Origin of the sequence: Paraburkholderia sp. BR10882 (assembly GCF_040948855.1) — a bacterium.
Lineage (GTDB): Bacteria > Pseudomonadota > Gammaproteobacteria > Burkholderiales > Burkholderiaceae > Paraburkholderia > Paraburkholderia nodosa_A.
On sequence record NZ_JBFPKP010000003.1, the window covers coordinates 528499 to 550468 of the forward strand.

Annotated in this window: 21 protein-coding genes and 1 pseudogene; 9 read left to right on the forward strand and 13 right to left on the reverse strand. The window is 64.7% G+C overall.

Going from position 1 to position 21970, the window contains the following annotated elements:
• Nucleotides 1-9: 9 nt before the first annotated feature.
• Nucleotides 10-510, forward strand: coding sequence for a DNA-deoxyinosine glycosylase (locus AB3X99_RS11620; RefSeq protein ID WP_368616993.1), 501 nt, complete (start codon nt 10-12; stop codon nt 508-510).
• A gap of 69 nt (nt 511-579) precedes the next feature.
• Here the strand turns inward: AB3X99_RS11620 and AB3X99_RS11625 are convergent, their stop codons facing one another.
• Both AB3X99_RS11625 and AB3X99_RS11630 read right to left on the reverse strand, forming a co-directional pair.
• Nucleotides 580-1167, reverse strand: a complete 588-nt coding sequence (locus AB3X99_RS11625) for a hypothetical protein (RefSeq protein WP_069265370.1) — start codon at nt 1165-1167, stop codon at nt 580-582.
• A 32-nt stretch (nt 1168-1199) separates the two neighbouring features.
• Entirely contained in the window at nt 1200-1925 is a 726-nt protein-coding gene (locus tag AB3X99_RS11630; protein ID WP_368616994.1) for a hypothetical protein, read from the reverse strand.
• Nucleotides 1926-2213: 288 nt separating this feature from the next.
• Here AB3X99_RS11630 and AB3X99_RS11635 point away from each other — a divergent pair, with 288 nt between their 5' ends.
• The 4 genes from AB3X99_RS11635 to AB3X99_RS11650 all read left to right on the forward strand — a co-directional run bounded on the left by AB3X99_RS11635 (nt 2214) and on the right by AB3X99_RS11650 (nt 6573).
• Nucleotides 2214-3143: a spermidine synthase gene (locus AB3X99_RS11635; protein ID WP_368616995.1), complete on the forward strand. Its 930-nt coding sequence runs from the start codon at nt 2214-2216 to the stop codon at nt 3141-3143.
• Between the two features lie 314 nt (nt 3144-3457).
• Nucleotides 3458-3691 (forward strand): DUF3311 domain-containing protein, encoded by a 234-nt coding sequence (locus tag AB3X99_RS11640; protein WP_342920986.1) that lies wholly within the window; start codon nt 3458-3460, stop codon nt 3689-3691.
• Entirely contained in the window at nt 3688-5238 is a 1551-nt protein-coding gene (gene mctP / locus AB3X99_RS11645; protein ID WP_069265366.1) for a monocarboxylate uptake permease MctP, read from the forward strand. The genes AB3X99_RS11640 and mctP overlap by 4 nt, the downstream gene beginning before the upstream one ends.
• Nucleotides 5239-5457: 219 nt before the next feature.
• A complete protein-coding gene (locus tag AB3X99_RS11650) occupies nt 5458-6573 on the forward strand; it encodes an FUSC family protein (protein WP_368617050.1) in 1116 nt (371 codons plus the stop codon).
• Nucleotides 6574-6609: 36 nt separating this feature from the next.
• Here AB3X99_RS11650 and AB3X99_RS11655 read toward each other — a convergent pair whose 3' ends face one another.
• From AB3X99_RS11655 to AB3X99_RS11675, 5 genes are all read right to left on the reverse strand, one after another.
• Nucleotides 6610-7035 (reverse strand): VOC family protein, encoded by a 426-nt coding sequence (locus AB3X99_RS11655; RefSeq protein ID WP_342947921.1) that lies wholly within the window; start codon nt 7033-7035, stop codon nt 6610-6612.
• 278 nt (nt 7036-7313) lie between these two features.
• Nucleotides 7314-8273: a transaldolase gene (gene tal, locus AB3X99_RS11660; protein ID WP_368616996.1), complete on the reverse strand. Its 960-nt coding sequence runs from the start codon at nt 8271-8273 to the stop codon at nt 7314-7316.
• A gap of 307 nt (nt 8274-8580) precedes the next feature.
• Nucleotides 8581-9807, reverse strand: a complete 1227-nt coding sequence (locus tag AB3X99_RS11665) for a benzoate/H(+) symporter BenE family transporter (RefSeq protein ID WP_368616997.1) — start codon at nt 9805-9807, stop codon at nt 8581-8583.
• A gap of 113 nt (nt 9808-9920) precedes the next feature.
• Nucleotides 9921-11093 carry a VWA domain-containing protein gene (locus AB3X99_RS11670; protein ID WP_368616998.1) on the reverse strand — a complete coding sequence of 391 codons (1173 nt, stop codon included), beginning with the start codon at nt 11091-11093 and terminating at the stop codon, nt 9921-9923.
• Between the two features lie 34 nt (nt 11094-11127).
• Nucleotides 11128-11979, reverse strand: a complete 852-nt coding sequence (locus AB3X99_RS11675) for a MoxR family ATPase (protein ID WP_069265360.1) — start codon at nt 11977-11979, stop codon at nt 11128-11130.
• Nucleotides 11980-12397: 418 nt separating this feature from the next.
• Here AB3X99_RS11675 and AB3X99_RS11680 point away from each other — a divergent pair, with 418 nt between their 5' ends.
• Nucleotides 12398-12763, forward strand: coding sequence for a c-type cytochrome (locus AB3X99_RS11680; RefSeq protein WP_069265359.1), 366 nt, complete (start codon nt 12398-12400; stop codon nt 12761-12763).
• 18 nt (nt 12764-12781) lie between these two features.
• A complete protein-coding gene (locus tag AB3X99_RS11685; RefSeq protein ID WP_368607077.1) occupies nt 12782-13177 on the forward strand; it encodes a cytochrome c in 396 nt (131 codons plus the stop codon).
• A gap of 161 nt (nt 13178-13338) precedes the next feature.
• On the opposite strand, the gene AB3X99_RS11690 is transcribed toward AB3X99_RS11685, so the two are convergent.
• The 3 genes from AB3X99_RS11690 to rsxB all read right to left on the reverse strand — a co-directional run bounded on the left by AB3X99_RS11690 (nt 13339) and on the right by rsxB (nt 15402).
• Complete coding sequence (locus AB3X99_RS11690) at nt 13339-13773, reverse strand: DUF1841 family protein (RefSeq protein ID WP_028210468.1); 435 nt, start codon at nt 13771-13773, stop codon at nt 13339-13341.
• A gap of 92 nt (nt 13774-13865) precedes the next feature.
• On the reverse strand, nt 13866-14510 hold the full coding sequence (gene nth / locus AB3X99_RS11695) for an endonuclease III (protein ID WP_342947924.1): 645 nt from the start codon (nt 14508-14510) through the stop codon (nt 13866-13868).
• A 40-nt stretch (nt 14511-14550) separates the two neighbouring features.
• A complete protein-coding gene (gene rsxB / locus AB3X99_RS11700) occupies nt 14551-15402 on the reverse strand; it encodes an electron transport complex subunit RsxB (protein WP_368616999.1) in 852 nt (283 codons plus the stop codon).
• 443 nt (nt 15403-15845) lie between these two features.
• Here rsxB and AB3X99_RS11705 point away from each other — a divergent pair, with 443 nt between their 5' ends.
• Nucleotides 15846-16478 (forward strand): TetR family transcriptional regulator, encoded by a 633-nt coding sequence (locus AB3X99_RS11705; RefSeq protein ID WP_069265354.1) that lies wholly within the window; start codon nt 15846-15848, stop codon nt 16476-16478.
• A gap of 201 nt (nt 16479-16679) precedes the next feature.
• Here AB3X99_RS11705 and AB3X99_RS11710 read toward each other — a convergent pair.
• The 3 genes and pseudogenes from AB3X99_RS11710 to AB3X99_RS11720 all read right to left on the reverse strand — a co-directional run.
• Nucleotides 16680-17915, reverse strand: a pseudogene (locus AB3X99_RS11710) (polyhydroxyalkanoate depolymerase); the annotation flags it as partial.
• A gap of 306 nt (nt 17916-18221) precedes the next feature.
• Nucleotides 18222-20084: a glycoside hydrolase family 15 protein gene (locus tag AB3X99_RS11715; protein ID WP_368607073.1), complete on the reverse strand. Its 1863-nt coding sequence runs from the start codon at nt 20082-20084 to the stop codon at nt 18222-18224.
• A gap of 176 nt (nt 20085-20260) precedes the next feature.
• On the reverse strand, nt 20261-20410 hold the full coding sequence (locus AB3X99_RS11720; protein ID WP_081771773.1) for a DUF3096 domain-containing protein: 150 nt from the start codon (nt 20408-20410) through the stop codon (nt 20261-20263).
• 385 nt (nt 20411-20795) lie between these two features.
• Here AB3X99_RS11720 and AB3X99_RS11725 point away from each other — a divergent pair, with 385 nt between their 5' ends.
• Nucleotides 20796-21953 carry a lactonase family protein gene (locus AB3X99_RS11725; protein ID WP_368617000.1) on the forward strand — a complete coding sequence of 386 codons (1158 nt, stop codon included), beginning with the start codon at nt 20796-20798 and terminating at the stop codon, nt 21951-21953.
• Nucleotides 21954-21970 lie beyond the last annotated feature (17 nt).

A 21970-nucleotide genomic window follows, 5' to 3' on the forward strand; every position in this document is an offset into this window, starting at 1 on the left:
TCCGTTGCCATGACCTTCAAGCGCTGCTTCGATCCCGTCGTCGATGCACGCACGCGTGTGCTCATCCTCGGCAGTCTGCCTGGCGAGGCGTCGCTCGCGCATCAGCAGTATTACGCGCACAAGCAGAACAAGTTCTGGCATTTGATCGGCGATGTGATTGGCGAAGCGCTGCCGGGCATGAACTACGAAGCGCGACTGCAAGCGCTGCTCGAGCATCGCGTGGGGCTGTGGGACGTCATTGCGCAAGCGAAACGCGAAGGCAGTCTCGATAGCCGCATTCGCGACCACGCGGCGAACGATCTCGTGGCACTGATCGCCACGTTGCCCAATCTGGCGTGTATTGCGTTCAACGGCGGGACGGCTGCGAAGATCGGCACGCAGGCGCTGGCGGTGAGCCGCGTATCGCTCGATCTCGTCAAGCTACCGTCGAGCAGCCCAGCGTATGCGGCCGTGCCTTATGCGGGAAAGTTGCGCGAGTGGGAGAAGCTGCGCAAGTGGGTTGCGCCGTGACCGCTGCACCTGTCAATACACGGCAAAAGTGCGCGGCCGGATAGTCGCTCCAGCCGCGCCGTCGAAGCGTTACTTCTGCAATTCGGGCGCCGTCGCGAGCGCCGACTGCAACCTGGTCACCGCATCGGCCGTTGCAAGCTGGCCAGCCAGGCTGAAGTTGCGCTTGAACTCACTAAACTCCGCGTGGCCGGTTCCCGTCACGTCCGTTGTGGTCACGGTCTGGCCGCTCGGGTCCGTGACGGTGCAGGCAAGCGTGACCGAGAAATCCGTGGGCGGCCAGGTGAGAAGGCTAGGGGACGACGACGTCGTCTTGATCGTCGGCGTGATCACGTAGTCGAGATGCTTGGCCTGAATCGTTGCCGCATCCGGTGCGCTTTTGAGCTTGGTCACGTTCTTGAACACGTGACCGAGTCCAACGTACATCGGCAGTTCGAGGTCGTGGTACGGGTGATAGCTCACCTTGTCGCCGCCGCCGCCGGGCGTGATCACTTCCTTCGACAACTCGTCGTCCGTAATGACGAGACCCACGGACTTGTCGAGCGGTTGCGTCGAGAGCGTCGGAATCTTGCTTGCGTCGCCGGTCAGCGAAATTTCGTGCGCACAGCCTGAAAGTGCGGCGACCACGCTTGCCGCCGCGATCATTCGAATCATTGTCATGGTGTTCGTTCCCCGTTGGATGGCTGGTTGAGTTATTGGATTGCCTGAATGAAGGCAGGGTCGGCGTAGAGTTCGCCGAGCAACTTCTGCACGGCGAGCGGATATTCTTCGCGCGCCTTCGGTACTGCGATCATGGCCGCGAACGCCGAATCCCATTGCGTGTGCGCGAACTTCACCTGGTCATAACGCACGCTGCCCGATCGCATCACGATGAAGCGTGCCGACAGTCGTGCAGCGCCGGTTGCAACGCCGACGTCGATGTCGTTTTCCAGTAGCGTCGCCTTGATCTCGACATCGCTTTCCGGAGAAAGCTTGCCGGCCATCTGCAATTCCTTCGTCATTGCATCGGCAAGATAGGCGCCGAATGAATTGCCGACCGGCGACTTCAAGCTATTTGCACGCAAGGGAACCGGATACGGATTTTTTGCGTCTGCCTGGGAATCGAATGCGCCGACTTTCGCGTGCGCTGCGGTCACGTTCTTGAGCGACTGGATATTGTCGACGTCGGGAGAGTACGGCGGAGCGACCACAGCACATGCGGTCAGAAACAGGAGCGGCGTGATCACGCCGATGGTTCGCACGGTGTTGAACATATTTGTTTTACCTTGTGATTGCGGAACTCTGCTGCCTCGGAGACTTTCGGTCTTGTGCGCCGGATCAGTTTTGGTCTCCTGGAGGAATATCGGCGCTGAATTGCGAATCTTGAGTCTGCGAGACTGCGCACCGATGCGCCTATGAGTGCTGGCGCACGCAAACATAAGCGCGCTGCAAACTCGCCCCGCTAGCATCGTTCCGCAGCACGCTGCGGCGCGCGCTGATCCCGTCGGGACACGGGACCATAACGAACAAGAAACGTCTGCCCCTGATCATTTTGCCAATGACGCACATGCCAGGCGCTCCAGGCGACAGTCACTGACTCGCGCAGCGCGTGGGCCAGGCGCTCGAAGTGCCTGCGAAATCAGGCCCGAAGCGCCGCGAATGCTATGCTCTCGGTCGCCTGAGCAAATGCACCTGCATTTGCGCCCCCACAGCAAGCGATTTTCTACATGACGACTCTCATCAAGCGCGCCTCAGCCGAGGCCCGCGCATTCAAGCAAACCGGCAACGCGACGCAATCGGGCGACACCGCGAGCAAGACCGCAAAGGTCACGAAGCGCCCGCGCCGCGCCGCTGCCGCCGAAGAACTCGACAACGCCCCGGTCATCGAAGCGCCGCGCAAGCCGCGTTTCGCGCCGGTCACGTTCTCGGAAGAGAACGGCGTGCGCTATCTGCACTTCGGCACGGAGTGGGTACAGGGCGCGATGCGTCTGGCGAAGCCGCTGCACATCGAACTGGAATACGCGCAGCAGATGATGGCCTGGCTGCTGTTCCTGGCCACGCCCGAGCGCATCGTGCAACTGGGTCTGGGCGCCGCCGCGCTCACCAAGTTCGCGCACCGCTATCTGCGTCCCGCGAAGGTCGAGGCGATCGAACTGAATCCGGCGGTCGTGGTGGCCGCGCGCACGATGTTCGATCTGCCGTACGACGACGCGCGCCTCACAGTGCGCGAACTCGACGCGTGGGACTTCGTGCAGGATCGCGCCAATCACGGCACTATCGGCGCGCTGCAGATCGACGTGTACGATGCGACCGCGCGCGGCCCGGTGCTCGACAGCGTGGCGTTCTACCGCGCCGTGCGCGCCTGCCTGACCAATGCCGGCGTTGCGACCATCAACCTGTTCGGCGACCACCCGAGCTTCGTGCGCAACATGAAGCGCCTGAACGAAGCCTTCGAGGGCCGCGTGATCGCGCTGCCCGAAGTGCACGAAGGCAATCGCGTGGCGCTCGCGTTCTCGGGCCCGGCACTCGAAGTCACCTTCGATGCGCTCGAAAAGCGCGCGCGTCTGCTCGAAAGCAAGCTCGGCCTGCCGGCGCACCAGTGGGTCAAGGCGCTGCGAGAATCGAGCGGCCAGCACGGCGCAACGTTCTCGATCTGATCCGCGCGAACGGCGGCAACGCCGTTGCGGCACGGAAAACCGGCTTCAGGGGCATCCCTGGGCCGGTTTTTTTTCGCCTGCATAGCGCATTTCCGGCCAATTATCAGGACGCGGCTCAAGCCGTTGGCTCTTGACAACGTCCTCGGAATTGGGGTCCGCCCTGCTTGACCGTGCGGCGTGGCCTCGATACTCTTTTCTGCGCTTTCGGGGACCTTGCGGACCATCCGTCCGTGAGGCCATCGGCCGCCTCACGCCGGGCGGCGGACCGCAGACAAAGCAAGGCCGCATAACTACATAAGCAACGAGGAGACGTCATGGCTCACGACGCCGACGCCGGAAAACCAAGCAAGCATTGGCTGTGGCTTTTGCTGCTGCCCTGGATCGCGATGGTCTGGGTGCCGTCTTACAACAGAATCGAGCCCACTCTGTGGGACTTCCCGTTTTTCTACTGGTATCAGCTTCTCTGGGTGCTGATCAGCGCAGTCATTACCGCGCTCGTCTACTTCAAGACGAAGACCCGCAAGGGCGATGAAGGGGGCGCGCAATGAACGTCACAGCAACGATTGTCTTTATTCTGTTTTTCCTCGGCGTCACGGTGCTCGGCTTCGTCGCCGCGCACTGGCGCAAGGGCGACCTCGCGCACCTCGAAGAGTGGGGCCTCGGCGGCCGCCGTTTCGGCACGATCGTCACCTGGTTCCTGCTCGGCGGGGACCTCTACACCGCGTACACCTTTATTGCCGTGCCGGCGCTCGTGTTCGGTGCGGGCGCAACGGGTTTCTTCGCGCTGCCGTACACGATCCTGATCTATCCGTTCGCGTTCGTCGTGTTCCCGAAGCTCTGGGCCGTCGCGAAGCGCCATCAATACGTCACCTCGGCCGACTTCGTGAGCGCGCGCTATGGCAGCCGCATGCTCGCGCTCGCCATCGCCGTGACGGGCATCGTCGCGACCATGCCGTATATCGCGCTGCAGCTGGTGGGTATCGAAGTGGTGATCGGCGCGCTCGGCTTCGACACGACGGGCTTTGTCGGCGACCTGCCGCTCATCATCGCGTTCGCGATTCTCGCCGCGTACACGTACACGTCGGGCCTGCGCGCGCCGGCCATGATCGCCGTGGTGAAGGACATCCTCATCTACATCACGATCATCGTCGCGATCATCGTGATTCCCGCGCAGATGGGCGGCTTCGGCCACATCTTCGGCGCGGTGCCGCCGGCCAAGCTGTTGCTCAAGTCGCCGGATGCCACGAGTCTGAACGGCTATAGCGCCTACGCGACACTGGCGGTAGGGTCGGCGCTCGCGCTGTTCCTGTACCCGCACTCGGTCACGGCCATCCTGTCGTCGTCGTCGGGCAACACCATCCGCCGCAATATGGCGATGCTGCCGGCGTACTCGCTGGTGCTCGGTCTGCTCGCGCTGCTCGGCTACATGGCGCTCGCCGCCGGCGTGAAGGACATGCCCGAATTCGCGCCGTACTTCAAGGCCTTCGGTCCGAACTTCGCGGTGCCGGCGCTGTTCCTGCACTTCTTCCCGTCGTGGTTCGTGGGCGTGGCGTTCGCGGCCATCGGTATCGGCGCGCTGGTTCCCGCGGCGATCATGTCGATTGCGGCTGCTAATCTGTACACGCGCAACATCCACAAGGAGTTCATCAACCGCAACATGAATCACGAGCAGGAGACCAACATCGCCAAGCTGGTCTCGCTGATCGTGAAGGTCGGCGCGGTGGCGTTCATCCTGGGCCTGCCGCTCACGTACGCGATCCAGCTGCAGCTGCTCGGCGGTATCTGGATCATCCAGACGCTGCCCGCCATCGTGCTCGGTCTCTACACGCGCATGCTGGACTATCGCGGTTTGCTGATCGGGTGGGCGGCCGGCATTGCCACGGGCACGTGGATGGCGATCTCGCTGCAGTTGAAGGGCTCGATCTTCACGATCCACCTGTTCGGCATGGCGATTCCGGGCTACGCCGCGGTGTGGTCGCTGATCGTGAACCTCGTGGTCGCGATCGTCGTGTCGGCCCTCGTGCACGTGGTCGGCATGCAGAAGGGCGCGGACCGCACGCGTCCGGAAGACTATCTCGACGTCGTCGAGGGCTGATGTCCCCATGCCCGGCGCGAGCCGCGGGGCGTGGCGTTAGCGAAAATGCCCGCAACACAACAGTTGCGGGCATTTGTTTTTCTGGTGCACGATGATTGCTGATCCGGCTCACGTTCAGCCCGTGCCATGGCCTCGTCCCAAACCGAATCCCGTTCCCGATCCGGGCGCAGCGGCGCGCAACGCCTGCGGGCGCCGCGCCGCCGCTCGCGTCTCGCGCGCATGTGGCGCGCGTTGGCCTCGCCGTACTATCGCTACCTCAACGCCAAGGTGATCCACAGCGTGCGCGTGGGTCTCGCCATGCTCGCCTCGATTCTCGCCACGTCGGGCATCCATATTCCGCACGGCATCTGGGCGTCGGTCACGCTGCTCGTCGTGATCGGCGGACTGCAGCACCAGGGCAACATCCGCAAGAAGGCCGCCGAGCGCGCGCTCGGCACGCTGCTCGGCGCCGTGATCGGGCTCTCGCTCATCGCCGTGCAGGCCATTTCCGGCTCCGTGGCGCTCACCTACGTGCTGATGTCGCTCGTCGCCGCCGTGTGCGGCTACTACGCCATCGGCAAGCCCGGCTACGTCGCGCTGCTGGCCGCCATCACCATGTGCATCGTCGCGGGGCACGGCGACAACCTCATCGATACGGGCCTCTGGCGCACGCTCAACGTGATCCTCGGCATCGTCATCGCGCTCGTGTTTTCGTTTGCGTTGCCGCTGCACGCGACGTATTCGTGGCGCTACAGCCTCGCCGACAATCTGCGCGACTGCGCTCGCGTCTATGCGCAGGTGGCGAACGGCGTGCACGTCGACGCCGACGAGCAGGTGCAGACCTTCATGCGCCTGAACGCACGGCTCGTGCAACTGCGCGCGCTGATGCCCTCGGTCGCCAAGGAGATCGACGTGCCGCTCGCGCGGCTCGAACAGGTGCAGCGCCTGCACCGGTCGCTGCTGAGCGCGCTGGAGATGCTCTGTACGGGCACGGGCAGCTACGAGCAGGCGCTCGTGCGCGTGGCGTTCGCCGAGCGTAGCGAGACCGTGCGCCGTGCGCTGCTCGCCACGGCGCGGGCGCTGCGTTTTGGCGGCGGGCGTCACCCCGAGGCGGCGCAGCAGGCGCTGCGCACGGTCGGGGCACGGGGAGAGGGCGGTGGCGGAGGCGACGGCGTGGCCGAGTCCGACCAGGAAAGCACGCAGGCTCAGCCGCAGGGCTGCCCCGAGCCGCAGATGCAGGGACCCTACTGGCTGAGCCTGCGTGTGGAGGAGCAGGTGGAGCGCCTTCGTGCGCTCCTGCTCGAGACCGAGCCGCGCTGGAACATCGAGCGCGCCGCGACGCACCGCATGGTGTGACGCCGGGCGCGCTTCTCCGGTCGTGCCGGCGGACGATCAGGCGGGCTGCTCGTGCGGCGCCGAGACCATCCACGGCACGCCGAACTTGTCGGTCAGCATGCCGAAGCCGGGCGACCAGAAGGTCTTCTGGAACGGCATCGTGACCGTACCGCCTTTGGCGAGCGCGTTGAAGTAGCGTTCGGCCGTGGCGAGGTCGGACCCGGTCAACGAGACGCCGAAGCCGAGGAACTTGTCGTTCTGCGTCATGCAGCCGCCGTCGGACACCATGATCTGCGCATCGCCGATCTGGAGCGTCGCGTGCATGATCTTTTCGGCGAATTCGGGCGGCATGGGGCGCGCGGGGTCCGGCGGCGCTTCCTTGAAGCGCATCTTCATCACTTCCTTCGCGCCGAGCGCTTCGCCATAGAACGCGATCGCTTCATCGCAGTTGCCGGGGTAAAAGAGATAGGGCTGGATTTGCATCGTCGGTTTCCTTGCGGACGGGACGTTGGCCGGCCTTGATCGTGCGATTCCGTGCGAGGGTGTGCACGGGGCCGGATCGCGCGGCGGGTTGCGCCGCTGCCCTGATTCTAGGCGCGCGCGATGACGTGACCGAGCGGTGTGTCGTCAGGGTTTGCGAGCGTGCAGACGGGAACGGTCGTTGCAGTCCGCCCCGTAAAACAAAGGGCCGCACGTGCTCCCTGTGCGGCCCTCCTCGGTCATCGATACGGCAATGCGCGCTGCGTGGGCGCGCCGGCGCATTACTTCGCGCGCAGTTCTTCGATCATCTTTTCGAGCTTGATCGCGTCTGCGGCGAACGCGCGGATGCCTTCAGCGAGCTTTTCGGTCGCCATGGCATCGTCGTTGAGCTGGAAGCGGAACGACGACTCGTCCACGGCCACGCGCTCGATCTTCGCGTCCTTGAACGCTTCCGGCGAGAGCTTGCGCTCGACCTTCTCGTTGCTGTCGTGGAGCTTCTGCAGCAGGTCCGGGCTGATGGTGAGCAGGTCGCAGCCGGCCAGCTCGACGATCTGGCTCGTGTTGCGGAAGCTTGCACCCATCACCTCGGTTTTGTGGCCGAACTTCTTGTAGTACGCGTAGATCTTGCGCACCGACTGCACGCCCGGGTCGTTTGCGCCGCCGTCCTTCGCATCGTCCCAGTCGGCCCCCTTGGCCTTCTTGTACCAGTCGTAGATGCGGCCCACGAACGGCGAGATGAGCTGCGCGCCCGCTTCGGCGCACGCGGCGGCCTGCGCGAGCGAGAACAGCAGCGTCATGTTGCAGTGAATGCCGTCCTTTTGCAGCGCTTCGGCGGCGCGGATGCCTTCCCAGGTGGAGGCGAGCTTGATCAGCACGCGTTCACGGCCGATGCCGGCCTGCTTGTACAGGTCGATGATGTGGTGCGCCTTTTCGATCGACCTTTTTGTATCGAACGAGAGGCGGGCATCGACTTCGGTCGAGACGCGGCCCGGAATGATCTTGAGGATTTCGGTGCCAAAGGCGATCAGCAGATGGTCGATGATCGACTCGAGCGACTCGCTCGCGTGATCGCGCACGGTTTTTTCGAGCAGCGGACGGTACTCGGCTTTCTGGACCGCCTTGAGGATCAGCGACGGGTTGGTCGTCGCGTCCTGCGGCTTGTACTGCACGAATTGCTGGAAGTCGCCCGTATCGGCGACGACGGTGGTGTACTGCTTGAGCTGGTCGAGTGCGGTAGTCATGTCAGGCCTTGTGGGCGCGTGCGCGCCTGCATCGGTGAGAGTTGAACGGCCGGCGCGCTTCAGGCGTGAACCCGAGGTGCGCCGGGCGGAACGAGAAAGGCGCTGCGCCTTTGCGGCACGGCCCGCGCGGATTGGGCGGGGAACCGGGTGGGGCGCATCTTGCCGCGCGTCCGGGCGCGGCTCACATCGTCATTTTATGGCGGAAACGCATGGCGTTGCGTTTCGCGCGGGCAGGGCGCATGACAAACGCGCCGCGCACACCGTGCCAGCGGCGTTGGCGGGCGCACGCGGCGGGGGCTCGCCCGCGTCAGGCGCGCCGCGCGTTGAGCACGAACTGTGTCATGACCCCCGCCACGAGCCCCCAGAACGCCGCGCCGATGGACAGCAGCGTAAGCCCGGAAGCCGTCACCATGAAGGTGATGAGCGCGGCTTCGCGCTCCCTCGGGTTCTGCATGGCGTTGGTGAGGCCGCTCATGATCGAGCCGAACAGCGCGAGCGCCGCGATCGACACCACGAGCGCCTGCGGGAACGCCGCGAACAGCGCCGCGATGGTCGCGCCGAAGGTGCCGGCGATCAGGTAGAAGATGCCGCACCAGACGGCCGCCATGTAGCGCTTCGTGCGATCTTCGTGGGCGTGCGGGCCGGTGCAGATCGCCGCGGTGATGGCCGCGAGGTTCACGCCGTGCGAGCCGAACGGCGCGAGCACGAGCGAGGCGATGCCCGTGGTGGCGATGAGCGGCGAGGAGGGCGCGGCCGTGTGGTCGTAGCCGTCGGCGCGCAGCACGGCGATGCCGGGCACGTTCTGCGAGGCCATCGCCACGACGAAGAGCGGAATGCCGATGCTCACCACCGCGGTGAGCGAGAACGCCGGCATCGTGAACACGGGTCTCGCCACCGCCACGCGGAAGTGGCTGAAGTCGAGCAGCCCGAGCATGGCGGCGGCGGCGATGCCGATCACGAGCGTCGCGACGATCGCGTAGCGCGGCACGAAGCGCTTCACGATCAGGTAGCCGAAGAACATCGTGAGCACGAGCGGCGTCTGCACCTGCGCGGCGGGGAAGATCTCGATGCCGATCTCGAACAGGATGCCCGCGAGCAGCGCCGCCGCGATGCCCGCGGGAACGCGCTTCATGAGCGCGTCGAACCAGCCGGTGAGGCCCACGGCCGTGAGCAGCACGGCGCAGACGAGATAAGCGCCGATCGCCTCGGCATAAGGCACGTGCGGCAGCGAGCTGATGAGCAGCGCCGCGCCCGGCGTGGACCACGCGATCACGATGGGCGCGCGCAACCACAGCGACAGGCCGATGGTGGTCAAGGCCATGCCGATGGACAGCGCCCAGATCCACGAGGAGATCTGCGCGTCGGACAGATGCGCGGCCTGGCCGGCCTGAAACATCAGCACGAGCGAGCTGGTGTAGCCGGTCATCATCGCGACGAAGCCGGCCACGATCGTGGCGACCGAGGTGTCGGCGAAGGGCCGCAGCGGTCCCGGCCTGAACGCCGCTGGCAGGTCGGAGGACGAGGGGGCGGTCATGCGGTTGGTCTCCAGATTTTGCTTAGGTATGACGGCATCGGGCGGCGCGGCCTGAAGACACCTTCAGGCACGCGCCGCCTCGAACTAGCGGAAAAGGGCGGGAGTGGTGGCGCCTATTTGCTCAGCACGCGCATGGCCGTTTCGAGCCCGGCGACGGTGAGCGGGTACATGCGGTGGCCGAGGATCTCGCGGATGATCGACACCGACTGGCGGTACTCCCATAGTCGCTCGGGCTCGGGGTTGAGCCAGGCGAAATGCGGGAACTGGTCGGCGAGGCGGCGCAGCCACACGGCGCCCGCTTCGGGGTTGTTGTACTCGACCGAGCCCCCCGGCTGCAGCACCTCGTACGGGCTCATGGTGGCGTCGCCCACGAAAATGAGCTTGTAGTCGGGTGTGAACTTGTGCAGCAGGTCCCACGTGGGCGTGCGCTCGGCGTGGCGGCGGCGGTTGTTCTTCCACAGGTGGTCGTACACGCAGTTGTGGAAGTAATAGAACTCGAGATGCTTGAACTCGGCCTTGGCAGCCGAGAACAGCTCCTCGGTGCGCTTGATGTGATCGTCCATCGAGCCGCCCACGTCGAGCAGCATCAGCACTTTCACGTTGTTGTGGCGCTCCGGCACCATCTTGAGGTCGAGCCAGCCCGCGTTCGCGGCGGTGCTGCGGATCGTGTCGCCGAGGTCGAGTTCTTCCGCCGCGCCTTCGCGCGCGAAGCGGCGCAGGCGCCGCAACGCGACCTTGATGTTGCGCGTGCCGATTTCGACCTGGTCGTCGTAGTCGCGGTACGCGCGCGCATCCCACACTTTCACGGCGCTGCGCTGGCCGCCTTCGCCGCCGATGCGGATGCCTTCGGGGTTATAGCCGCCGTGGCCGAAGGGCGACGTGCCGCCCGTGCCGATCCACTTGCTGCCGCCCTCGTGACGCTCCTTCTGTTCTTCGAACAGCTCTTTGAGGCGCTCCATGAGCTTGTCGAGGCCGCCCATCGCCTCGATCTGCGCGCGCTGTTCGGGCGTGAAGTCGCGCCCCAGCCGCTTCTTGAGCCAGTCTTCGGGGATCTCGAAGGCCAGTTCCGACTTCTTCTCGATGCCGCGAAAATACGCGCCGAACGCCTGATCGAAGCGGTCGAAGTACTGCTCGTCTTTCACGAGCGTCATGCGCGCGAGATAGTAGAAGTCGTCGAGCGAGGGCGCGATCACGCGCGCCTTGAGCGCTTCGACGAGCGTGAGGTACTCCTTCACGGAAACCGGCAGCTTCGCGTCGCGCAGCGTGTAGAAGAAGTCGATCAGCATGCGGTGTCTCCGGCTTTCGCGCGCGGTTTCCCGGTCAACGGTTGTGGCGGTTCATGTAGATGAGGCGCTCGAACAGCGTCATGTCCTGCTCGTTTTTGAGCAGCGCGCCGGCGAGCGGCGGCATGGACTTCGAGCCGTCGACCGCGCGCAGCGCCGAGGGCGGGACCTCTTCGGCGAGCAGGAGCTTGAGCCAGTCGAGCAGTTCCGACGTCGACGGCTTCTTCTTGAGGCCCGCGACGTTGCGCAGTTCGAAGAAGCTTTCCATGGCCGCGTTGAGCAGTTCCTTGCGGATGCCCGGATAGTGCACCTCGACGATACGTTGCATCGTCGCCGGATCGGGAAAGCTGATGTAGTGAAAGAAGCAGCGGCGCAGGAAAGCGTCGGGCAGCTCCTTCTCGTTGTTCGACGTGATGATGACGAGCGGACGCTGTTTCGCCTTGATGAGCTGGCGCGTCTCGTAGACGTAGAACTCCATGCGGTCGAGTTCGCGCAACAGGTCGTTCGGGAACTCGATATCGGCCTTGTCGATTTCGTCGATTAGCAGCACGCTTTGCTCGTCCGACTCGAACGCCTGCCACAGCACGCCTTTCACGATGTAGTTGGCGATGTCCTTCACGCGTTCGTCACCGAGCTGCGAGTCGCGCAGGCGCGAGACCGCGTCGTACTCGTAGAGCCCTTGCTGCGCCTTGGTGGTGGACTTGATGTGCCACTGCATGAGCGGCATACCCAGCGCAGCGGCCACTTCTTCGGCCAGCATGGTCTTGCCCGTGCCGGGCTCGCCCTTGATGAGCAGGGGGCGTTTCAGCGTGATCGCGGCGTTGACCGCGAGCTTGAGGTCGTCGGTGGCGACGTACTGCGATGAGCCTTCGAAACGCGTGGCGCGCATGGTGAATCCGCTCGCTGGGAAAAAAGCCCAGTATAAGTCAGATGGGGTGTTGCGTCGGCGCGCCACCGCGTATCGTTGGGTCCGCACTTTGGGGCACGGTCGCGAGGGCCGTCAGCCGCTTCGCGACGGCGCGCGGCGGGTCCGTTGCGCGTGCCAGGGTTCCTCCGGGTTGTCTGCGGGCGAGGCCGCGCGACAGGGCGCTGCGTGGCCGCCGCGGGCCCGTCGCGGGGCCTCGCGATGCGCTCCGAGGCCCGCCAGGCGTGGCGCGGCCGGTGGACGGGCGGCGCGGCGTCGCGGTATACTCGGACCGATTTTTTTCGGCCTGCACGGCGACCCCAAAAGTAAAACAGCAGTAATGCGGCGCAGGCCGTGGCCTGCGGTTCGGGCGTTCGAATCCCCTCAAGCCAGGTTGGATGCTATGAAAAAAATTGTCGGCAAGCACGTCATCACGGGCGCAATCACCATGCTGGCGTGCTTCGCGGTCACGGCTCACGCGGACATCGTGGGCAACGCGAAGGCGGGTCAGGACAAGGTGGCGATGTGTATCGGCTGCCATGGTATTCCCGACTACCGCACCGCTTACCCCGAGGTCTACCACGTACCCATTCTGGGCGGCCAGAACGCGCAGTACATCATGAACGCGTTGCTCGCCTACAAGAAGGGCGACCGGCATTTCGAGACGATGCACGCGATCGCGTCCTCGCTCACCGAACAGGACATCGCCGACATCGCGGCCTACTATGCGTCGCAAACGGCCGCGTCGAAAGACAATCCGAATAAATAACCGGCAGGTGGAGAACCCATGAACAAGCCCTACACGGCTATGCCTTCGTTTGCCGGTGCAACCATCAAGCTCGCGGGTACCGGGCTCGCACTGGCCGCCGCGCTCGCGCTCAACCCCGCATACGCGGCCGATGCCTCCAACGGCAAGGTCCTCGCCGACAGCCACAACTGCGCGGCCTGTCACGGTCCGGGCCTGAACAAGCCCGTGAGCCCCGAATATCCGAAGCTCGCCGGCCAGCACGCCGACTACATCTACTGGGCGCTGCGCCAGTACCAGATGGGTACGAGCAATCCGCACCTCGGCCGCAACAATGCGATCATGCAGGCGCAGGTGCAGAGCCTTTCGCAGAGCGATATGAAAGATCTCGCCGCGTACATCGAGTCGCTCGGCGGCGACCTCGTCAACAAGAAGTAAGCGTGAGCGCGGCGCGCCATGCGTGCCGCATCATGTGAAACGCCCCGCGGGGGCCTCGTTTGCGGCGAGGCGTTCGCGGGGTGTTTTTTTGCGGTGGCGTTTGCCTCCGTCGCGCTTTCAGTTGCGATTCAGTCGGGATTGAATCGCGCTTCAATCGCGATTCAATCGCGAGAAGCGCGGCGCTCGATGCGCATGAGATAGGCGTCGGTGTCGGGTGGCGTGTTCGTGCGTTGCGCTTCCCAGATCGTTTCGCCGAGGCACTCCATGATCGCGTGCTGCGCATCGTGCGTGGAGCCGAGGCGTGCGGCGAGCCGGTCGTGCGCGGCGCGGATGCCGGGCGGCTGGTCGATCGAAAGCTGCTCGCTGATCGCGAGATGCATCGACAGATGCAGGAACGGATTGCTCTGGCCGCGCTCGGGCGAGTAATCCTGCGCGGCGGCCGCATCGGCGTCGGCGAGTTCGGCGTGATATTCGGGGTGCTCGACGATCCAGTCGGCGGCGATCGCCTCGAGCGGCGTGAGGATTTCGCCCGCGCGCTGCTTGCGCCAGGTCTCGGTGAAAAAGCGGCGGACTTCGTCGCGGCTGGGATTGAACATCGTGAGTCGGTCGTATGGGTGTGCGCTACATCGTGCAGCGTCGTGTTGCGACATCTGAATCGATCATTTTACGCCCGGGCGCCTGCGCTCGCTCAGAGCTCAGGCGGCGGCGTCTTCGGCTTGAACTCGCACAGCGGCTCGATCACGCAATGCCAGCATTCGGGCCGGCGTGCCTTGCACACATAGCGGCCATGGAGGATGAGCCAGTGATGCGCGTCCTGGAGGAACTCGGGCGGCGTGAATTTTTCGAGCGCGGTTTCGACGGCGCGCACGTCCTTGCCGGGCGCGAGTCCCGTTCGGTTCGCAACCCGAAAGATATGCGTGTCGACGGCGATGGTCGGCTGACCGAAGGCCGTGTTGAGCACGACGTTGGCAGTCTTGCGTCCAACGCCGGGTAGGGCTTCGAGCGCCTCGCGCGTGGGTGGCACTTCGCTGCCGTATTGCTCGATGAGAATGCGGCACGTCGCAATGACGTTCTTGGCCTTGGTGCGATAAAGGCCGATCGTCTTGATGTAATCGGCCACCCCTTCTTCGCCCAGCGCGAGCACCGTTTCCGGCGTGTTGGCGACCGGAAACATCCGGCGCATGGCCCTGTTCACCGAAACGTCGGTGGCCTGCGCGGAAAGCATCACGGCGATCAGGAGTTCGAACGGCGTGTTGAATTCCAGCTCGGTAGTGGGATGCGGATTGAGGCTTTGCAGCGTTTCGTAGATGGCGCGGCGCTTGGTGGCATTCATGCTCGTTGTGCGTGGGGCCTTTGCGTTGCGTTGCGGAGCGCTATGGCGCGGATTTGTCTTCGTCAGTCGACGAGTCCGATGTATTCGACTCGATACCGATACGTTTGCGGCGCGCTTCTGCGGCATCGATCTGCGCCTGCACATCGGCGCTCACGTGTTCGACGTTGCGCGGTCCCACACCCTGTTCGGCCAGTTCCGCCTTCTTGCGGCGCGCACGTTCGAGCGCAGCCTGGATGATCGCTTTCTTCTTCGCTTCGGCGTCGTCGGCGGGGGCGCTCGCGGATGGCGTGGCGCTCGCTTGCACAGCGGCGTCCTGCGCTGCCTGGGCCTGCGGCGCGCTCGTGGCGGCGCGGCGCGCGGCGGCGCGCGCCTCGGCTGCATTGCGTTCGGCGGCCTGGCGCGCGGCGCGCCGGTCATGGCGCACGCGGGCTTCGTCGGCCTGCTGCTGCGTCCATGCGTCCCAGCCGGTCGCGTCGCCCGTAACGGGAATCATTGCGATGCAGTCGACCGGGCAGGGCGCGACGCACAGGTCGCAACCCGTGCACAGATCCTTGACGATGGTGTGCATCTGTTTTGGCGCACCCACGATCGCGTCGACGGGACACGCCTGCATGCACAGCGTGCAACCGATGCACAGTTGTTCGTCGATGAACGCCACCGGACGTGGACGCTCCACGCCGTTGTCCGGATTGATCGGGATGACGGGTTTGCCGAGCAGTGTCGCGAGGCGCTCAACGCCTTCCAGGCCGCCGGGCGGGCACTGGTTGTAGTTGGCGGTGCCGGCGGCGACGGCTTCGGCATAGGGCCGGCAGCCGTCATAGCCGCACTTCGTGCATTGGGTCTGGGGCAGCAGATCTTCGATGCGATCTGCGAGTGTTTTGGGATCGTTCACGTTCGCTACATCGGGGCGGGGCGGGCGGTGGCATGACCTTGGGCGCGCAGGGTTTCGCAACTGGCCTCAAGCGGCGCACACGCACAGCGCCAAAGCCTGCATTATCGCCGATTTCCCGCATTGCCATCGGCGGGCCATGTGCCATAATCAAAGCGCTTAATGCGAAGCACCGTGCAGTCCAGGGGAAATCAATAGACGTAAGCGGTACATGTCGGGCACGGCAGGAACGTGCTTCGCAAGAGGCAGACAGGGGGAAGGACGATGTCGGCTCGCAACGACATCAAACAAACAAGAAGGAACGCAAGACCGTAGGTCGGAGGGTGTCTGTCCATTAACCTGGCGCGCCCCGCACAACGTTGTCGATACCAGGGCGAGGAGAGGCCCGGCGCAGTATTGCCCGACAACGTAAACCGGACAACGCGGCTTAACGAGATCCTGCCACCATGAATCAGCCAAAAATCAAAAGAGATCCTGAAGGCACACGCCGCCGCATTCTGCTCGCCGCGGCGGAAGAATTCGCCAATGGCGGCCTGTTCGGCGCACGCGTCGACCAGATCGCGCGACGCGCCGAAACCAATGAGCGCATGCTCTATTACTACTTCGGCAGCAAGGAGCAACTCTTCACGGCGGTCCTCGAGCACGCATTCGGCGCGCTCAATGAAGCCGAGCGCGCCCTCGATCTTTCGGGGCTTGCACCCGTCGAGGCGATCACGCGGCTCGCGCATTTCGTGTGGGACTACTATCGCGACAATCCCGAACTGCTGCGGCTCGTGAACAACGAGAATCTGCACGAGGCGCGATATATGCAGAAGTCCACACGAATTCGCGAGATGATCTCGCCGATCGTGGCGACGCTCGGTTCGATTCTCACGCGCGGTGAATCCGCAGGACTATTCCGCCCGAGCATCGATCCGTTGCGACTCTATGTGACGCTTTCGGGCATGGGCTACTACATCGTCTCGAACCGCTACACGCTCAACGCCACGCTCGGTCGAGACTTCAGCACGACTGCCGAACGCGCGGAAGTCATTCAGCTCAACACGGAGATGCTGCTCGCGTATCTCATGCGCAAATAGCGCACGACTCGCGCGGCAAATTCGCAAAGCCGTTTCACGCTCCACAAACGCCACGCGCCGTCCTGGGACGGCGCGCGGATTCTGCTGCCGGTGCGGATTGCGTGCGCTCGAGTGAAGCGCAAGCCTTCGTCAGGCGACAGCGCCCTGTGCCGAGCGGCCGCGGGCAGACGCTTCCTTGCTCGTGTGGGCGGCGGGCTGCTGGTGCTGGCGGATGAAATCGCGCAGTTGCGGATAAATGATCGTGCGCCAGCGGCGGCCCGAGAAGATGCCATAGTGGCCGCATTTTTCGGCAGTCAGATGATGCTTGTTTGCCTCGGGAATGCCCGTGCACAGATCGTGCGCGGCGCGCGTCTGGCCCGCGCCCGAAATGTCGTCGAGCTCGCCTTCGATCGTGAAGAGCGCCGTGTCGTGAATGTCCTGCGGACGCACGCGTTCGCCGGCCACGTCCCACGTGCCTTCAGCGAGACTGAACTCCTGGAATACGGTGCGGATGGTCTCGAGGTAATACTCGGCGGCCATGTCGAGCACCGCGTTGTATTCGTCGTAGAACTGGCGATGTGCTTCGGCGTCCTCTTCGTCGCCGCGCAGCAGGCTCTTGTAGAAGTCCCAGTGCGCCGTGGTGTGACGGCCCGGATTCATCGCGACGAAACCCGCGTGCTGCAGGAAGCCCGGATACACCTCGCGGCCCTCGCCCGGATAGTTCGCCGGCACGGGATGGATCACGTTGTTCGCAAACCAGTCGAGCGAGTGTTCGGTGGCGAGCGAGTTGACGGCGGTGGGGCTGCGGCGCGCGTCGATCGGGCCGCCCATCATCGTCATCGTGAGCGGGGTGTCCTCGCCGCGGCTCGCCATCAGCGAGATGGCCGCGAGCACGGGCACCGTAGGCTGGCAAACCGACAGCACATGCAGATTCTTCGCGCCGATATGGCGGATGAATTCCTGGATATACGCAACGTAGTCGTCGAGATGGAACGGACCGGCTTCGAGCGGCACCATGCGCGCGTCGACCCAGTCGGTGATGTACACCTTGTGGTCCTGCAACAGCGTGCGCACGGTGTCGCGCAGGAGCGTGGCGTGGTGGCCCGAGAGCGGCGCGCACACGAGCACGGCCGGCTCGTCCTTGAGCGCGGCCACGGCGCCGGTGTCGTCGGCGTAGCGCTTGAAGCGCAGCAGGCGGCAAAACGGCTTCTCGATGATGGTCTGCTCGACGATCGGAATATTGAAGCCATCCTTCACGATCTGGCGAAGGTTGAACTCGGGCTTCTCGTAGTCCTTGCCCAGGCGATAGAGCAGTTCGTAGCCTGCGGCGAAGCGCGTGGCGCCCGGCACGAGTGAAAACGGGCTCGTCGGATTCGAGAACGATTTCGAGGCGGCCTGGGCCCAGGCGGTCAGCGGGCTGAGCAACGCGCGCTGGAATTCACGGATTTGATAGAGCATGGGCGCTCCGGCATCTTCAAGGAGCGGTTCGCACCCGGGTCGCGCGCGGTTGAGGCGCGGAGCAGATGCGGGCCGGCAAGGTTGGTCGGTCAGTCAGGTTGTATATCGGCCGCCGCCCGGAGGGCTTTAGCGCGAGCGGACCCGCATTCGTTCGCAGCTCGTGGCTGCAAGCGCGCTGCAAGGCGGTACACGCGTTTTGCCCCGTTGCCAGGCGGCGCGGGCGGCCTTGTTTTTGCCCGGCTGTTGTGCAACGCAGCATCCCTAGTGTACCCCAGCTCGCGAAAACGTCCAGGCGCTTTCGAACATTTACGATGCGGATGCAACAGCTGGTTCGGCCGACGCGCCGCCGACCGCGGGGTGCCCCGTCTCCTTCGCCATTTCCTGTTCGTGCCGCATGAGGTTCAGGCCCGTATGCACGAGCGCCACATGCGAGAACGCCTGCGGGAAGTTGCCGACGAGGCGCCCCGCAATGGGGTCATATTCCTCGGCGAGCAATCCCACGTCGTTGGCGAGCGAAAGCAGGCGCTCGTACATGTGGCGTGCGTCGTCCATGCGGCCTTGCAGGGCCAGGTTGTCGACCATCCAGAAGCTGCACGCAAGGAAGGTGCCTTCCCCGGGCGGCAGTCCATCGTTGAATTCGGTGGTGCGGTAGCGCATCACAAAACCTTCACACATCAGATCGCGCTCGATCGCCGCGACCGTGCCGGCGATGCGCGGATCCGCCGCGGGCAGGAAGCCGACCAGCGGCATGAGCAGCAGGCTCGCATCGAGATCGGTGCCGCCGTAGATCTGCGTGAAGGAATTCAGATCCTTGTCGAAGCTGCGCTCGCAAATGGTCGCGTGGATCGTCGAGCGCAGTTCGCGCCAGTGATCGAGCGGCCCCGGCAGTTCGAATTTTTCCGCCGACTTGATCGCGCGGTCGAAGGCGACCCACGCCATCACCTTCGAGAACGTGAAATGCTGGCGGCCGCCGCGCGTTTCCCAGATGCCCTCGTCGGGCTCGGTCCAGATCGTCTCGAGGTGCTCGAGCATCGCGCACTGGATCGACCATGCGGTGTCGTCGGCCTGCAAGCCGCCCACGCGCGCGAGGTGCAGCGCGTTCATCACTTCGCCGTACACGTCGAGCTGCAGCTGGCCGACCGCGTTGTTGCCCACGCGCACCGGTTTCGCGCCTTCGTAGCCGGGCAGCCAGTCGAGTTCGAATTCGGGCAGGCGGCGCTCGCCGGCCAGCCCGTACATGATCTGCAACTGCGAGGGCGAGCCCGCCATCACACGGCCCAGCCAGGCGCGCCAGGCGCGGGCTTCGTCGTAGTAGCCGCCGCGCATCATCGCGAGCAGCGTGATGGTCGCGTCGCGCAGCCAGCAGTAGCGGTAGTCCCAGTTGCGCGTGCCGCCCAGCTGCTCGGGCAGCGACGTGGTGGGCGCCGCGACGATGCCGCCGGTGGGCTCGTAGGCCAGCGCCTTGAGCGTGATGAGCGAGCGGCGGATGGGTTCGGCCCAGCGGCCTTCCACGGTGCTGCGTGAGGCCCATTCGGTCCAGAAGTTTTCGGTGCGCGCGAGCGCCGTGAACGGGTCGCGCGGCGGCGGCAGACGCAGGTGCGAAGCCGCATACGAAAGCGAGAACGGCACGCGCTCGCCTTCCTTCACGTCGAACTGCGCCACTGTGTGCATGTTCTCGCCCTGGAGGTCCACGGGCGTGCGCAGCACGACCGTGTCCGGGCCCACCGTGGCCTTGATGCCGCTCTCGTAAGTGAGGCGGCTCACCCATGGCACCGAAAAGCCATAGTCGAAGCGCAGCACGAGCTGGCTTTCCATGCGCACGGTGCCGCGCCGGCCCACGACGATGCGCACGAGTTCCGACCAGCCGTTGCCGGGCGGCATGAAATCGATGAGCGTCACCGCGCCTTCGGGTGTTTCGAAGTCGGTTTCGAGGATCAGCGTATCGCCGCGATAACGGCGCGTGGTCTTGATCTCGACTTTCGCGCCCTCTTCGGGCTGCGCGGGCGCGATCAGCCAGCGGCCGTTTTCTTCGGTGCCGAGGAGGGCGGCAAAGCAGGCGCCGGAGTCGAAGCGCGGCCAGCAGAGCCAGTCGATGGATCCGGCGCGGGAAACGAGCGCGGCGGTGTGGCCGTCGCCGATCAATGCGTAGTCTTCAATGGGTGCGGGCATAGTAAGCAGATTGACAGCGTTGCTCGAAAACGAAAGCCGCTTGCCGCAGCGGTGCGGCATGCACGCACAAGAGTAGTGGCAGCGGGGCCGCCTGCGCAATGCGTTTTGCGCAGCAGCACGCGCAAATACTCATCTCGGCTGTGTCAACAAACGCTGTCGAGCGCGACCTGAGCGGGTCACAGATGCCCGCCCACGCCGAATAGCCCGATGACCCCGATGATGATCAGATACAGCGCGACGATGTAATTGAGCAGACGCGGCACGGCGAGAATCAGAATGCCTGCGATGAGCGCGACGAGCGGCCCGATGGCGACGTGAATGTTCATGACGGCTCCCTGGTTGCGGCGGGTTTCGAACCTTGGCGTGGATGCCTTTGTTGCTTGTTGCTGCTTCGATTTTGGCCCGGACTTGCCGCTGCGCGCTTGCGGGGCGGGCGCTCGCGACCTCTCCTATACTGGGCCGGTGTCCCACGTATCAGACGAAAGCGGGGCGAATACGGTCGGCATTGCGACGAGGGCCGACCCGCTCCCCTGCATCGACAAGAAAAAGGAGGTCGACATGTTCCTTCGCCGTGCCGCCGCAAACGCCGTGCCTACGCCCTCCCGCTCATCGGCCCACTTATCTGCCCGTTCAGGTAGCCTTTCCCGATCGCGCCGGACTGAGGGCCGACCCGCGCATCTCCTTACCCAGCTCGTCAAAGGTGTTGTCATCATGGCTTCCGTCGCCGCGACGCATGCGTTCGCGCAATCCGCTTCCACGACCGCGCCCGCGGGCGGTGTCTACAACCTGATCGTCGGCACCTATACGGGCGGCAAGAGCGAGGGCCTCTACGTCTATCACTTCGATACGCAGACGGGCGACATGCAGCCGGTCAGCGTGGCGAAGACGGTGAACCCGTCGTTTCTCGTGGTGAGCAAGGACAACCGCTTCGTCTACGCAGTCAACGAGCTACCGGGCGACAACGGTCCTGCCAGCTTGCGCGGCGACGTGAGTGCGTTCGGCTTCGATGCCGCAAGCGGTCAGCTCACGTTTCTCAACAAGGTGTCGGCGCAGGGCAACGATCCGTGCTACCTGAGCCTCTCGCCGGATGGGCGCTACCTCTTCGTGGCGAACTACTCGGTTGCGGCCGACCCGGGCGGCAGCTTCGCCGTCCTGCCCGTGCAGCAGGACGGCAAGCTGGGCGAGTCCGTGCTGACCGTGCACCACGAGGGCGGCGGCCCCGTGAAGGGGCGTCAGGACAATGCGCACGTGCACTCGACGGTGTTTTCGCCGGATGGGCGCTATCTCTTCACCCAGGATCTCGGCACTGACAAGCTCTGGACCTATCTCTATACGCCGGACGGCAGCCGCGGCCTGGTGAGCCCGACCGAATGGCGTTATACCGATGTGAAGTCGGGCAGCGGTCCGCGTCATCTGATCTTCGGCAATGACGGCCGTCACGCGTATCTCACGAGTGAGCTGGCCGCCACCGTGACGGTGTTTGCGTATCACGATGGCCACATGAAGCTGGAACAAGTGGAGAAGCTGGCGGAGCCGGGCTTCGAGGGAACGCAGGGCGCGGCGGCGCTCCATCTTTCGCCGGACGGCAAGTTCCTCTACGTTTCCAATCGCGGTGACGCCAACGACATCTCGATCTTCGCCGTCGATGGCGAGAGCGGCAAGCTCAAGCGCGTGGGGCGCCAGTCGAGCCTCGGCAAGTCGCCGCGCGAGTTCGCGATCGATCCGACCGGGCAGTGGCTCATCGTCGGCAACCAGAACAGCGACACCGCCTACGTGTTCCGGCGTGATCAGCAGACGGGTTTGCTCGAGCCGAATCCGAAGCGCATCGATATCGGCTCGCCGGTCGATTTCAAGTTCGTTGCGCAGTAACGGCTTGAGATGACGAA

Coding starts and splice junctions, on each gene's coding strand:
- AB3X99_RS11620 (WP_368616993.1), top strand. CDS start 10: ATGACCTTCAAGCGCTGCTTCGATCCCGTCGTCGATGCACGCACGCGT.
- AB3X99_RS11625 (WP_069265370.1), bottom strand. CDS start 1,167: ATGACAATGATTCGAATGATCGCGGCGGCAAGCGTGGTCGCCGCACTT.
- AB3X99_RS11630 (WP_368616994.1), bottom strand. CDS start 1,925: ATGTTTGCGTGCGCCAGCACTCATAGGCGCATCGGTGCGCAGTCTCGC.
- AB3X99_RS11635 (WP_368616995.1), top strand. CDS start 2,214: ATGACGACTCTCATCAAGCGCGCCTCAGCCGAGGCCCGCGCATTCAAG.
- AB3X99_RS11640 (WP_342920986.1), top strand. CDS start 3,458: ATGGCTCACGACGCCGACGCCGGAAAACCAAGCAAGCATTGGCTGTGG.
- mctP (WP_069265366.1), top strand. CDS start 3,688: ATGAACGTCACAGCAACGATTGTCTTTATTCTGTTTTTCCTCGGCGTC.
- AB3X99_RS11650 (WP_368617050.1), top strand. CDS start 5,458: ATGTGGCGCGCGTTGGCCTCGCCGTACTATCGCTACCTCAACGCCAAG.
- AB3X99_RS11655 (WP_342947921.1), bottom strand. CDS start 7,035: ATGCAAATCCAGCCCTATCTCTTTTACCCCGGCAACTGCGATGAAGCG.
- tal (WP_368616996.1), bottom strand. CDS start 8,273: ATGACTACCGCACTCGACCAGCTCAAGCAGTACACCACCGTCGTCGCC.
- AB3X99_RS11665 (WP_368616997.1), bottom strand. CDS start 9,807: ATGACCGCCCCCTCGTCCTCCGACCTGCCAGCGGCGTTCAGGCCGGGA.
- AB3X99_RS11670 (WP_368616998.1), bottom strand. CDS start 11,093: ATGCTGATCGACTTCTTCTACACGCTGCGCGACGCGAAGCTGCCGGTT.
- AB3X99_RS11675 (WP_069265360.1), bottom strand. CDS start 11,979: ATGCGCGCCACGCGTTTCGAAGGCTCATCGCAGTACGTCGCCACCGAC.
- AB3X99_RS11680 (WP_069265359.1), top strand. CDS start 12,398: ATGAAAAAAATTGTCGGCAAGCACGTCATCACGGGCGCAATCACCATG.
- AB3X99_RS11685 (WP_368607077.1), top strand. CDS start 12,782: ATGAACAAGCCCTACACGGCTATGCCTTCGTTTGCCGGTGCAACCATC.
- AB3X99_RS11690 (WP_028210468.1), bottom strand. CDS start 13,773: ATGTTCAATCCCAGCCGCGACGAAGTCCGCCGCTTTTTCACCGAGACC.
- nth (WP_342947924.1), bottom strand. CDS start 14,510: ATGAATGCCACCAAGCGCCGCGCCATCTACGAAACGCTGCAAAGCCTC.
- AB3X99_RS11705 (WP_069265354.1), top strand. CDS start 15,846: ATGAATCAGCCAAAAATCAAAAGAGATCCTGAAGGCACACGCCGCCGC.
- AB3X99_RS11715 (WP_368607073.1), bottom strand. CDS start 20,084: ATGCCCGCACCCATTGAAGACTACGCATTGATCGGCGACGGCCACACC.
- AB3X99_RS11720 (WP_081771773.1), bottom strand. CDS start 20,410: ATGAACATTCACGTCGCCATCGGGCCGCTCGTCGCGCTCATCGCAGGC.
- AB3X99_RS11725 (WP_368617000.1), top strand. CDS start 20,796: ATGGCTTCCGTCGCCGCGACGCATGCGTTCGCGCAATCCGCTTCCACG.